The following is a 12493-nucleotide window of genomic DNA, read 5'->3' on the forward strand; positions in this document are numbered from 1 at the left end:
AGGTGGCGCGCACCGCAGGTGCGTGACGGAGGGGTAGGCGGCCAAACGCAAAAGCCCCTCCACCATCCGCTTCGCGGACGGTCCCCCTCCCCGAGCAAGCTCGGGGAGGATTTGATCTCCTACAAGTCCGGCAGTTCCTGCTCGGCGAAGCCCCAGCCGGCAAGGGCCTTGCCCTCGGCTCGTTCGATCAGCTTCTTCGCATCGTCGATCGAGAAGACATGGGCGCTCGGCATATCCTTGAGCTCGTCCCAGGCAATCGGCGCCGCGACTGGCGCCCCAGCCCTCGCGCGAGCCGAATAGGGCAGCACCGCTGTACTGCCGCGCTGGTTGCGCAAGTAGTCGATGAAGATCTTCCCCTTGCGCTTGGCCTTGCTCATCGTCGCCACGAAGCGCTCGGGTTCGGCCAGGCTCAAGGCTTCGGCGAAGCGCTTCGAGAAGTCCTTATGCGCGTCCCACGAATGACCCGGCGTCAACGGCACCACCACGTGTACCCCCTTGCCGCCTGACAGCATGGCGAAGCTGGTGAGGCCGACGTCGGCCAGCCGGTCGTGGATGTCCTTGGCGGCCCGCTTCACGTCGGCGAAGTCCAACCCTTCGTCCGGATCGAGATCGAACACCATGCGGTCGGGCGCCTCCACATCGGTCGCCTTGCTGCCCCAGCCGTGGAATTCGATCGTACCCATCTGCACGCAAGCGAGAATGCCGGGAGCGTCCTCAATGTAGAGATAGTCCTCTGTGCCGCCATCCTTCTCGGTGATCGGCACGTGATGGACGTGCGGGCCGAACGACCCGGAATCATGTTTCTGGAAAAAGCACTTCTTCGCCCGGCCCTGCGGACAGCGGACCAGGCTGACCGGGCGACCCGCAGCCCATGGTAGCATGAGGCCAGCGACGGCCTCGTAGTAGTCGGCGAGTTGCCCCTTGGTCTGCCCGCCTTCGTCAAAGATCACCCTGTCGCGATTGGTGATCTTTACCGTTTCAGTCTCCGGCGCTTTCACGGGCTTTTCAGGCACGACTTCCCTCGCTTTCTTGTCCCCGCGCAGGCCGAGGAAGCTGCCGTGGCGGACGTTGCCGTCAGCGGTGAACTCGGCGAAGGCGATCTCGGCTACGAGCTTGGGTTCGAGCCAGGTCACGCCCCGGCTTTCCACCCTTCCAACTTCCGCCGGCGCCGTCTTGCGTTCAAGCTTGGCCATTCGCGCGGCAAGGTCGCCCAGGGTGTCGCTGTCGAAGCCAGTGCCGACATTGCCCTTGTAGACGAGCTTGCCCTTCTCGTGCTGCGCCAGCAACAGCGAGGAGAACGGACGCCCCTTGGCGCTCGACTTCTTCCAGCCGATCACCACGAACTCCTGCCGCCGGGTGCACTTGACCTTGAGCCAGTTGCGCGTGCGGGCCGAGCGATAGCGGCCATCGATCGTCTTGGAGATGATCCCCTCTTGCCCTGCCTCGCACAGGGCCTTGAGCAGCTTCTCGCCCGCCCCGATCACGTGGTCGGCAACATGGATCGGCGGCTCCACCCCGGCGAGCAGCGCTTCGAGCCGTTCCTTGCGCTCGATGTTCGGCAACTGCGTCAGATCGCGGCCATCGAGTTCGAGCAGGTCGAAAGCGTGGAGCGCAAGACCGTCACCCACCTTCTCCGAGCCGTGGCCGCGCTTGAGGACCGCCTGCAACGCGGAGAAGTCCGGGTTCCCGTCTTTGCCGTAAGCGACGATCTCGCCGTCGATCAGACAGGGTGGGAGATCGAGCGCCTGAAGCCGTTCGACGAGTGGGGCGAACTTTTCGGTCCAGTCCAGCCCCGAGCGCGTATAGACGTGCACGTCTGCTCCGGACGCAGCAACCAGCGCGCGGTAGCCGTCGAATTTTATCTCGTGCATCCAGCCGTTTCCCGCAGGTACGGCATCAACCAAGGTCGCGAGTTGCGGTACGCGAAATTTGGGCGGCCGTGCCGGAGACTTGCGCGTCTTGGCCTGCGCCTGGTTGCGTTTCGCCGCCTTGGTCATCTCCGCGGCGAAGGCATCGCCCTTCTTGCCCTTGAGCGAATAGGCGCCCTTGGTATCGGCGGCGATCTCCGCCATCGAGCGGCCGGTCAGCACGCTGGTCAGGCAGCGCTGGACCAGTGGATCGCCTTCCTCGGCATATTGGTCCTCCAGCTTGCGCAGCAGCCAGTTCTCGCGCTTTTCACCGGGTCGGGGCTTGAGGCGGATCAGCAGCCATTCGCCTTTCATCCGCTCGCCTTCGAGGGTGAAATGCAAGTGGCCTTTGTCGATATCCTTCCAACTCTTGCCCTCGACCGGCGCCCAGGTGCCGCGGTCCCACAGCATGACACTGCCGCCGCCGTACTCGCCCTTCGGGATCACGCCTTCGAAGTCAGCATAGGCCATCGGGTGGTCCTCGGTCCGTACCGCCAGCCGTTTGATCTCGGGGTCGGGAGACGGACCCTTGGTCACCGCCCAGGACTTGAGCACTCCGTCCGCTTCGAGCCGGAAGTCCCAGTGCAGTCGCGTCGCCTCGTGCTTCTGGACGATGAAACGATTGCCGCCCTCGCTGCTGGCGCGCTTGCCGGCGGGTTCGGCAGTCTTGGCGAAGTCCCGCTTGCGATTGTACTCCGCGAGTGGGTCCCGTCCGCTCACTGGGTGTAGTCCTCGTCGGGGAAATAGCGCCGCTCGACCAGGCCCAGGACCGTCAGCATCAGGATCGATATCGCCGAACCGATCAGCACCAACGGCCACTGCCCCGCGCCGCAGGCCACGCCGATCACAGCGGTCAGCCAAAGGTGGGCCGCCGTGGTCAGGTTTTTCACCCGGCCCTTGCTGAACACGATCAGCCCGGCGCCGACGATGCCGATGAAGGCGCCGGTGGCCTCAAAGATACGCAGCGCGTCGAGTCGGGCGGTATCGAGCTGATAGTAGAGCGAGATCATCGACACCGTCATCGCCGCGGCCGAAAAGCAGATCAGGCCGTGTGTGCGCAGCCCAGCCGCTCGCCCACGAAACTCGCGGTCGAGCCCCAGCAGCAAGCCCAGGACAGCGGCCGCTCCGAGTCGTGTCAGCAGATCATAGTCGATCCAGTGGACGAGGATCGGCGGATTTAGCTCCATGGGTTCGGGCTCTGGGGCAAGCGTGCTTCGACAAGCTCAGCACGAACGGATGGGGGAAAGGGCCAAATGGGGAAGAGGCCCGTTCGTCCTGAGCCTGTCGAAGGACCAATCACGCCCGCTTCTTCGCTGGTGCAGCCTTCTTCGCGGCCGGCTTCTTCGCCGGGGCCTTCTCGCTCCCGACCGACTTCTTGAGCGCCGCCATAAGGTCGATCACGTTGGAACCGCGCGCAACCTCGGGCTCCTCGACATCTTCGAGGATCTTCTTGCCCTTGGCCTTCTGCTTCTTGGCGATCAGCGTCTTCAGCGCATCGACATAGCGGTCATGGAACTCGCCAGCGTCGAACGGAGCGCTGCGTTGGTCGATCAAGGTCGTGGCAAGATCGAGCAGGTCCTTGCTCGGCTTCTCATTGCCGATGGCCTTGAAGTAGCCTTGAGCCTGCCGCACCTCGTCTTCGTAGCGCAAGGTCTCCAGCACCAGGCCTTTACCGCAGGGCTTGAGCGAGACGAGCTGCTCGCGGCCGCGGACAGAGATCTGCCCGATGCCGACCTTGTTCGCTTTCCGCAACGCCTCTCGCAGGACGATGAACGCCTCTTCGGCGAGGTCGTCCGCCGGCACGACGTAATAGGGCTTCTCGAAGTAGAACACGTCGATCTCACCGGCATCGACGAACTGCACCAGGTCGAGCGTCTTGCGGCTTTCAACCTTGGCCGCCTCGATCTCGTCGTCCTCCAGCAGGACATAGTTGCCCTTGGACACCTCGTACCCTTTGACGATCTCATCACGGTCGACCGGGCCGACTCCCTGGACCACTTTCTCGTAGTTGATTCGCTTTCCGCTGGGCTCGTGAATCTGGTGAAAGGCGATCGTCGCGCCGGATTTGGTCGCGGCGTAGACCTCCACCGGAATCGACACGAGCGCGAGACGAATTTGACCCTGCCAATAGGCGCGTGCGGGCATGTGCTGTGCCTCCTGATTGCGGAGCAAAAGCGCATGGAGGGGTGAGGTGGTTCCTGACCGCGGCGGGCCGTGCCACCTTTGTTACAGTTGATCGGTATTCTGTTGGTAAGGTGGTTAGTATCCACACACTTGACTTGGCTAAGTATAAATCCTGAGTACGATGCACCAAAATGTTCGAATAAAGGGCAAGGGTTTTGGGTTCGCAAGCCTCACTGCCGCTACCGGCAGAATTCAAGGAAGTCTGTGAGTTAGTCCGCGGATTGGCGCGTCGCGTGGCCGATATCGAGGCGTGCACGGGTTCAATCGTCGAGCCTGAGATCGCGCCGAGCTTCAACGATGAAGAGCTCGCGATCGCGGCGGCATCAATCTATCGCTTGAGGTTCCAGCGCGCGAACCAGTTCGATCCGACGCTGTTCGGCGAGCCGGCATGGGACATGCTGCTCGACCTGTTCATCCAGCGGGTCAAAGGGAAGCGGGTCTCGACCACGGGCCTGTGCCTGGGCGCCGATGTGCCTCACTCCACGGGCCTGCGGCACATCGAACGGCTGTGCGACGAGAACATCCTGCGCCGCTGCACGGCCAAGGACGACAAGCGCCTGATCCTGATCGAGCTCACGCCCAAAGGGCTGCGGCTGATGCGCGACTACCTCTCCAATGCGGTGGCGCAGCTCAAGATGCAGTTGCCGGAGTAATCAGCTAGCGGCCGGATCACTCCGGCCCGAGCATGTCCTCCGGCCGTACCAGCCGGTCGTAATCCTCGGCGGTGACATAACCGCTGGCCACGGCCGCCTCGCGCAAGGTCACGCCGCTTTTGTGGGCCTGCTTGGCGATGGCCGCTGCCTTGTCATAACCGATGGCCGGCGCGAGCGCGGTGACCAGCATCAGCGAGCGTTCGACACCCTGTGCAATGTTGTCGAGCCGCGGTTCCAGGCCGGCAAGCAGGTTGGTGGTGAAGCTGTCCGAGGCCTCTGCGAGCAGGCGGACAGACTGGATCACATTGTGGGCGACGACGGGCCGGTAGACGTTAAGCTCGAAGTGACCCTGGCTGTCCGCGAACGTCACCGTGGTGTGATTACCGAACACTTGCGCGCAGACCTGGGTCAGGGCCTCGCACTGGGTCGGGTTGACCTTGCCGGGCATGATTGAGGAGCCGGGCTCGTTCTCCGGTAGTGCCAGCTCGCCGAGACCGGCTCGCGGCCCTGAGCCAAGCAGGCGGATGTCGTTGGCGATCTTGTAGAGGCTCGCCGCGAGTGTGTTGAGCGCGCCGTGGGTGAACAGCAGGGCGTCCTGCCCCGCGAGTGCCTCGAACTTGTTGGGCGCGGTGACGAAGGGCAGCCCTGTCGCCTCGGCGATCTCAGCTGCCACGGCCTCGGCGAAACCCTTTGGGGCGTTGAGCCCGGTACCAACGGCCGTGCCGCCCTGGGCTAGCTCATAGAGTCCCGGGAGCGTCTGTTCGATCCGCTCGATCCCCACGCGAACCTGCCGGGCATAGCCGGAAACCTCCTGCCCCAAAGTGAGCGGCGTCGCGTCCTGGGTGTGGGTCCGGCCGATCTTGACGATGCTCGCCCAGGCCTTGGCCTTGGCTTCGAGCTGGTCTGCCATGCGGCGCAACGCCGGCAAGAGGTCGGCCGTGAGTGTGACAGCAGCGGCAATATGGATCGCCGTCGGGATCGTGTCGTTCGACGACTGGCTCATGTTGACGTGGTCGTTCGGGTGAACCGGCGACTTGGTCCCGACGTGGCCGCCGAGCAGGAGGTTCGCCCGGTTGGCGATGACCTCGTTGGCATTCATGTTGCTCTGGGTGCCCGAACCGGTCTGCCAGACGACTAGTGGGAATTCATCATCATGCCTGCCCGCGATCACCTCGTCAGCGGCAACGACGATCGCCTCGGCCAGCTTTGGGTCGAGCAGGCCGAGCTTGCGGTTGCTAAGCGCCGCAGCGCGCTTAACCGTGCCGAGCGCATGGATCACCGGCAACGGCATCCGCTCCCCGCCGATGCGGAAGTTCTCGAGCGACCGCTGGGTTTGCGCGCCCCACAGCTTATCTGCGGGAACGGCGATCTCGCCCATGGTGTCGGTTTCGATGCGGGTTTCGCCCAACTCAGTCCTCCTGCTCAGGCTAGTCGCCTTATCGTACCGGTTTATAGGGTTCCCAGTTCGGAGAGAGACGACTCATCACTTCCTTGGCGGCCTTCTCGACCTCGGCGAGATGGAAACGAACGTCCTTCTCCTCCATGTCCGGGCCGACGCCGTCGAAGTGATAGCGCGCAGTTTCGGCGAAACCGAACACATCGACCAGATATCGGTCGAACACCGTACGCAAGGAGCCGAACACGCCCTTCTCGCTTAGCCAGGCTTTCAGGCTGCCGGAGGAAGTGAGCGACACGAGCCGTTTCCCCACCAGCAGGCTGGCGGCCCCGCCGCTGCCGTCATTTCCCAGCTGGCGCCCGGCGCCGAACACCCTGTCGATATAGCCCTTGAGCATCGCGGGCGGCGCGCCGAACCAGATCGGATAGACGAGCACGAACACATCGACTTTGCCGAGAGCCGCCCACTCCGCCTCAACATCGGCCCGCGGTGTGCCGTGACGTTCCTCATCCTGCAGTACGGGATCGAACCCCAGGCGGTAGAGATCGCGGACCACCACTTCGTGCCCCGAGGCGCGGACAGTCTCCGCGTAACGGTCGGCGACCGTCATGGTGAAGCTCTGTTCGGCGGGATGGCAAACGATGATCGCGTGCTTGAGTGTCTCGGACATGGCGCACTCGCTTCGGAAAGGGGGGTGCCGCCAGTCTAGCAAAGAGTTTGGCTATGACTCCAGCTTCTTAGGCCGCAACCCAAAAGAGACTTCGTCAATTTCCCCTGATGACGGATGCATTTGCAGGTGTCATCATGGCTCGAAGGCCGGAAGAGCCTGGGAGAAGGAATATGCGGCTTCGTCTCGCCTGGGCGGCTGCCCTGGCCGTGTCGCTGGCTAGTGTTGGGGCGCAGGCCCATCACAGCATGGCGATGTTTGATAACCAGAAAAAAGTCACGGTCAGCGGAACGGTCACCGAGTTCCAGTGGACCAATCCCCACGCTTACATCCAGATGATCTCCAAGGACGCTTCCGGAAAGGACGTCGAATGGAGCATGGAGATGGGTGCGCCGATGTATCTCTATGCTCGCGGTTGGCGGCCTTCCTCGCTGAAGGCAGGGGCCAAGGTTTCCATCACAGTCCACCCGCTGCGCAACGGCATGCCCGGCGGTGTCGTGCTCGAGGTGATCGGCGCTGACGGCAAGCCGATCGGGAAGCCCGCGTGAGGCTGGGGCTCGTCGTGGCAATCGGCGCCGCTTCGCTCGCCTTGGCCGGTCCCTCGTTCGCTCAAGACAAGGCGCAACGGTCCGAGGCATTTGCCAAGCTTCCTTATTGGTCGGGCTACTGGGTCGGTGAAGGCCAGGCCGGAACGACCATCGGCGGGATTGCGCCCGCCTCAATCGAAATGCGCGAAACCGGCAAAGCGCCGGCCGTTCCGGTCATGACCCTGAGCGGCTTCGGCGCACCGTGGAACGATGAAGGCAAGGCCCGCATGGCCGAGCGGATGAGAATCGCTCCCGGCCGCAAGGCGATGGGCTGGGGTTATCCGATGATGATGGACTCCGCCGCTCCGCTGCAATTCCTCATCACCCCCGAAGAGACGCTGATCATCAGCCCCTACGGCGACGTCCGCCACATCTACACCGATGGCCGCGCCATGCCGGCCGCGGAGGATCTGTGGCCGACTGTGTGGGGAACTTCGATCGGTCATTGGGAAGGCGACACCCTGGTTATCGAGACCAAGGCGGTGAAGAATCCAAACATCTATTTCCACACGGCGCCTCCGCTGTCTGAGGAGGCGCACTATCTCGAACGCATCCGGATGGATGGCGATCGCCTGGTCTCCGAAGTCACCATCGAGGACCCCACGACGCTGACGGGGCCCTGGAAGTCACGGCTCACTTACGTCCGTGACGAAGGGTTCGATCGTATGATCCAGATCGATTTCGACAACGACCGCACCGGCTTCGATGGCCAGATCAATACCATCGAACCGGCACATCCGGAGGGGCAGCACTGATGAAGGGGACAATCGTATCCGGACTGATGCTGGGAATGGCGCTCGCTGTTCCGGCTTCGGCGCAGGCGCTGCTTCCGGGCGAGAAAGCGGCGGACATCCCGGCGATCGCCGGGGTCATCTCGGGTGATGCTCAGTGGGACAGGGCGTGGTCCGGGCCGATGACCGCAGACGGCATGGTCGGCTCCGCGGACGGCGCCCTGCTGTTCGCGCAGGAGCAGAGCAACTCGATCCGCAAGCTGTGGCCCGACGGTAAGGAATGGGTTCTTTATCCGTACATCTCCGGCGCGGGCGCCGTGTCGGTCGATGGCCAGGGACGCCTGTTTACGGTCGAGCGGACGTGCACCGATCCCGGCCTGAAGCTTCCAGGCTGCGCCGAAGCCACCCGCGTGGTCCAGCTAACGCCCGAGCGCAAAGTGCTCGCCAGCGCCTTTGCCGATGGCAAGACGCTCGGCCGGCTCAACGATGTCGCGGCCGACGGACATGGCGGCGCTTATTACACCCAGGGCGGGATCTATCACGTCAAGGCCGACGGCTCGGTCAACGCCGTGGCCGAAGGCGGTGGCTTGTTCACCAACGGCCTGGTGGTCAGCCCGGATGGCAAGACGCTCTACGTCACCAACAGGGGTACGGTCATCGCGTTTGACGTGGGGACGGATGGAACTCCGTCCAATCGCCGCGATTTCGCAACGTTGGATAGTGAACCGCAGGGCGGCTTCGGCGGTGATGGGCTCGCGGTCGATGCTGAGGGCAGGCTCTATGTCACAGCCGATGCCGGACTCTATGTGTTCGATAAGGCGGGCCAGAAGCTCGGCATAATTCCCGTGCCGCGGCGGGCAATTACCGCAGCCTTCGCGGGTCCGGACAAGAAGACGCTCTACGTCGGCGCAATGGGCGCGGTTACGCCGGACGGCACCGCCTGGGCCACACCTGAGGGCGTGCGCAATGTGGCGATGACGATCTATCGGGTGAACACTCAAGCTGCCGGCTTCAGGAAGTAGGCCTACGCATGATCAACTTCGAAACCGCCACGAGTCAGCTAGGACTGCTGCAAAGCAAGCAGATCAGCGCGGTCGAGTTGCTGGATTCCTACCTGGAGGGGATCGAGCGCTTCAACCCCGTCTACAATCTGGTCGTCGCGTTCGATCTCGATCGGGCGCGGACGGATGCAGAGGAAGTCGATCGCCGTCGCGCCCGTGGCGAATTGCTCGGCCCGTTGGCGGGACTGCCGATCACCGTGAAGGATTCGTTTGAAGTCACCGGGATGCCGGCCACTTGCGGGCTCGAACATCTGCGCGACCATCGACCAAAACGGGACGCTGACGCCGTTACCTTGCTGCGGGAAGCCGGCGCCGTGATCTTTGGCAAGACCAACCTGCCCGCCGGAGCGAGCGACTGGCAGTCGTTCAATCCGATCTACGGCCTTAGCCGCAATCCCTGGAACCCCGAGCGTACCGTCGGCGGATCTTCGGGAGGCGCGGCCGCAGCTGTGGCGGCGGGCTTTACCGCGTTCGAACTGGGCAGCGACATAGGTGGCTCGATCCGAATCCCGGCGCATTTCTGCGGCGTTTTCGGGCACAAGCCGACTTACGCTGCCGTCCCCCTGCGTGGCCACATTCCACCGCCGCCGGGCATGTTTCATCAGCCCGAACTGGGTGTCGCCGGGCCGCTAGCCCGTAGCGGCGCCGATCTCGCCAAGCTCATGTCGGTTCTCTCAACCAACCGCCTGCGTGCCCCAAGGCACGAACAGATCGAAGGCTTCCGGGTTGGTGTGTGGATGGGAGACGGTGCCTATCGGGTAGACACTGCCTATCGCAACGCGCTTGAGGCGTTCATCGCGGACTTGCGGCAAACGGGAGCGAATGTGGCGGCCGTAGAGCTGCCGGTCGATCCGGCTGACAGCCATGATATCTACCTGCAGACGCTGTTTGCGATTGTTGGCGCCCCGGCTCCCAACGAGGCCGAAGCGTTTGAAAAGCTTGCAGACCAGGACGAGACCGGCATCGCCGCCAAGCTAGGGCGCTATATGCGGGCGACGCTTGGCGAATGGTTCGGCCTCGCGGAGAGGCGCGAACATCTGTTCCGTGCCTGGGCGGAGTACTTCGCGGACTATGACGTCCTCTTGTGCCCGGCCGTCCCGGTTGTCGCCTTTCCTCACATGGCGGAAGGCAGCGGGGTCCATTCGCATCAGTTGTTCCGACGGATCACGATCGACGGTCAGCCGGCGCCTTATCTCGACTTCACCTGGCAGGGCTTGGCGACTGTCGCCAACCTTCCCGCAACGGTCATGCCGACTGGCCGACTGGTCGAAGGTTTGCCGGCCGGCATCCAGATCATCGGTCCCTATGGTGAAGACCTGACCCCGATCCGCTTCGCTGAGTTGGCCGAGCAGGTGACCGGCGGATTCAAGGCGCCGCCGGGCCTGGCGTAAACCGCTAATTAGGCGTCATTTCGCGGGCCACGTCCGCGGGGCATGGATTAGCTAAACTGTGGACCTCATTCGTGTGGGACCGACCTCACGACAGAGAAGGCCGCGCAAAAGGGGACTATCATTGGCCTGAAGTTCGGACCGCGGGCGCTTAGGTTGATGACAACTCATCCAGCGTTGCGCGTTGGACAGCCATCTACAGGCAAGAAGACACCACGACCGGGAGCGGAGATCTCGGGGTGCGGTGGCGGAAATCCGTCGCCAAACACGTCTTGCTGCGCCCAGAACGCAAAAACGCCCGAGACCTGCGAAGGTATCGGGCGGAATGGGTATTGGTGGTTGCGGGGGTTGGATTTGAACCAACGACCTTCAGGTTATGAGCCTGACGAGCTACCGGACTGCTCCACCCCGCGGCACCGTTTTTAGCCTCCGGCTTGAGCGCCAAAGGCCCTTTTCGCGAACTCTGTAGAGACGCGAAAAAGGGCCGTCCCCGGAGGGACAGCCCTTTGACATATGAATGGGTTCTTCCGCTGCACGTCAGCTACAATGCCTGGCGACGTCCTACTCTTCCAACGCTTAAGCGTTAGTACCATCGGCGCTGCCTGGTTTCACGTCCGAGTTCGAGATGGGATCGGGTGGGTCACAGGCGCTATGGCCACCAAGCAATGAAGCTGGCGTGTGCGGGTTAATCGATGCTTGTTGAGGCGTTTATCCAGCTGTGATCGTCCTCCACGGGACAAGACCTAGCAGGCCTGTCGTCGATGGTGGAATTCTCAAGCATGAACAGAGTTATTAGGACCGGTTAGCTCCACACATTACTGCGCTTCCACACCCGGCCTATCAACGTGATGGTCTATCACGACTCTATGATTGCTAATCTCGAGGGAGGCTTCCCGCTTAGATGCTTTCAGCGGTTATCCCGTCCGTACATAGCTACCCTGCGGCACTGCTGGCGCAATGACAGGTACACCAGAGGTACGTTCACCCCGGTCCTCTCGTACTAGGGGCAACTCCTCTCAACAATCGACGCCCACGGCAGATAGGGACCAAACTGTCTCGCGACGTTCTGAACCCAGCTCACGTACCACTTTAATTGGCGAACAGCCAAACCCTTGGGACCTGCTCCAGCCCCAGGATGTGATGAGCCGACATCGAGGTGCCAAACGATTCCGTCGATATGAGCTCTTGGGAATCATCAGCCTGTTATCCCCGGCGTACCTTTTATCCGTTGAGCGATGGCCCTTCCACGAGGGACCACCGGATCACTATGACCGACTTTCGTCTCTGCTCGACCTGTCGGTCTCGCAGTCAGGCAGGCTTATGCCATTGCACTCTCGCAGCCGGTTTCCAACCGGCCTGAGCCTACCATCGCGCGCCTCCGTTACTCTTTAGGAGGCGACCGCCCCAGTCAAACTACCCGCCACAGAGGGTCCCAACACCGGCTAACGGTGCGTGGTTAGACAGTAAAAAACAACAGGGTGGTATTTCACAGGTTGACTCCACCCCAGCTGGCGCCAGGGCTTCAAAGTCTCCCACCTATTCTACACAGTTGTTTTCCACTGCCACTCTGAAGCTGCAGTAAAGGTGCACGGGGTCTTTCCGTCTAACCGCGGGTACTCCGCATCTTCACGGAGAATTCAATTTCGCTGAGCATATCCTGGAGACAGTGGGGAAGTCGTTACGCCATTCGTGCAGGTCGGAACTTACCCGACAAGGAATTTCGCTACCTTAGGACCGTTATAGTTACGGCCGCCGTTTACCGGGGCTTCAATTCGGAGCTTGCACTCCTCCTCTTAACCTTCCGGCACCGGGCAGGCGTCAGACCCTATACGTCGTCTTGAAGCCGACTTAGCAGAGTCCTGTGTTTTTGCTAAACAGTCGCTACCCCCTGGCCTGTGCCCCCCACCAAAACTTGCGTT

The 12493-nt window shown here is 62.5% G+C and carries 10 protein-coding genes, 1 tRNA gene and 2 rRNA genes (1 of these 13 running past the window's edge); 5 read left to right on the forward strand and 8 right to left on the reverse strand.

The genetic code is table 11. The features are described 5' to 3' along the window. Positions 1-119 precede the first annotated feature (119 nt). The 3 genes from ligD to ASD76_RS12365 form a co-directional block, all read right to left on the reverse strand. Complete coding sequence (ligD, locus tag ASD76_RS12355) at positions 120-2627, reverse strand: DNA ligase D (RefSeq protein ID WP_055923355.1); 2508 nt, start codon at positions 2625-2627, stop codon at positions 120-122. After that, on the reverse strand, positions 2624-3094 hold the full coding sequence (locus tag ASD76_RS12360) for an MgtC/SapB family protein (RefSeq protein ID WP_055923356.1): 471 nt from the start codon (positions 3092-3094) through the stop codon (positions 2624-2626). Before ASD76_RS12360 ends, ligD begins: the two co-directional genes overlap by 4 nt. Positions 3095-3203: 109 nt before the next feature. After that, entirely contained in the window at positions 3204-4052 is an 849-nt protein-coding gene (locus tag ASD76_RS12365) for a Ku protein (RefSeq protein WP_055923357.1), read from the reverse strand. Positions 4053-4324: 272 nt separating this feature from the next. Here ASD76_RS12365 and ASD76_RS12370 point away from each other — a divergent pair, with 272 nt between their 5' ends. Further along, on the forward strand, positions 4325-4744 hold the full coding sequence (locus ASD76_RS12370; RefSeq protein ID WP_055923358.1) for a MarR family winged helix-turn-helix transcriptional regulator: 420 nt from the start codon (positions 4325-4327) through the stop codon (positions 4742-4744). Between the two features lie 16 nt (positions 4745-4760). Here the strand turns inward: ASD76_RS12370 and fumC are convergent, their stop codons facing one another. Then, entirely contained in the window at positions 4761-6152 is a 1392-nt protein-coding gene (gene fumC / locus ASD76_RS12375) for a class II fumarate hydratase (RefSeq protein ID WP_082553819.1), read from the reverse strand. Positions 6153-6180: 28 nt separating this feature from the next. Beyond that, complete coding sequence (locus ASD76_RS12380; protein WP_055923359.1) at positions 6181-6810, reverse strand: NAD(P)H-dependent oxidoreductase; 630 nt, start codon at positions 6808-6810, stop codon at positions 6181-6183. A gap of 170 nt (positions 6811-6980) precedes the next feature. On the opposite strand from ASD76_RS12380, the gene ASD76_RS12385 reads away from it, so the two are divergent. The 4 genes from ASD76_RS12385 to ASD76_RS12400 are packed head-to-tail and all read left to right on the forward strand — an operon-like array spanning position 6981 to position 10577. Further along, positions 6981-7355, forward strand: a complete 375-nt coding sequence (locus ASD76_RS12385) for a DUF6152 family protein (protein ID WP_055923360.1) — start codon at positions 6981-6983, stop codon at positions 7353-7355. Further along, a complete protein-coding gene (locus ASD76_RS12390) occupies positions 7352-8149 on the forward strand; it encodes a hypothetical protein (protein WP_055923361.1) in 798 nt (265 codons plus the stop codon). The genes ASD76_RS12385 and ASD76_RS12390 overlap by 4 nt, the downstream gene beginning before the upstream one ends. After that, positions 8149-9147, forward strand: coding sequence for an SMP-30/gluconolactonase/LRE family protein (locus tag ASD76_RS12395; protein ID WP_055923362.1), 999 nt, complete (start codon positions 8149-8151; stop codon positions 9145-9147). The genes ASD76_RS12390 and ASD76_RS12395 overlap by 1 nt, the downstream gene beginning before the upstream one ends. A gap of 8 nt (positions 9148-9155) precedes the next feature. Continuing rightward, positions 9156-10577, forward strand: a complete 1422-nt coding sequence (locus ASD76_RS12400) for an amidase (RefSeq protein ID WP_055923363.1) — start codon at positions 9156-9158, stop codon at positions 10575-10577. Positions 10578-10910: 333 nt separating this feature from the next. Here the strand turns inward: ASD76_RS12400 and ASD76_RS12405 are convergent. The 3 genes from ASD76_RS12405 to ASD76_RS12415 all read right to left on the reverse strand — a co-directional run. Then, positions 10911-10987 (reverse strand) — tRNA-Met (locus ASD76_RS12405). A gap of 135 nt (positions 10988-11122) precedes the next feature. Further along, a 5S ribosomal RNA gene (gene rrf, locus ASD76_RS12410) occupies positions 11123-11237 on the reverse strand. Positions 11238-11346: 109 nt separating this feature from the next. Continuing rightward, positions 11347-12493: ribosomal RNA gene (locus ASD76_RS12415) — 23S ribosomal RNA — on the reverse strand (it continues 1648 nt past the right edge of the window).

Origin of the sequence: Altererythrobacter sp. Root672 (assembly GCF_001427865.1) — a bacterium.
Taxonomy (GTDB): Bacteria; Pseudomonadota; Alphaproteobacteria; order Sphingomonadales; family Sphingomonadaceae; genus Croceibacterium_A.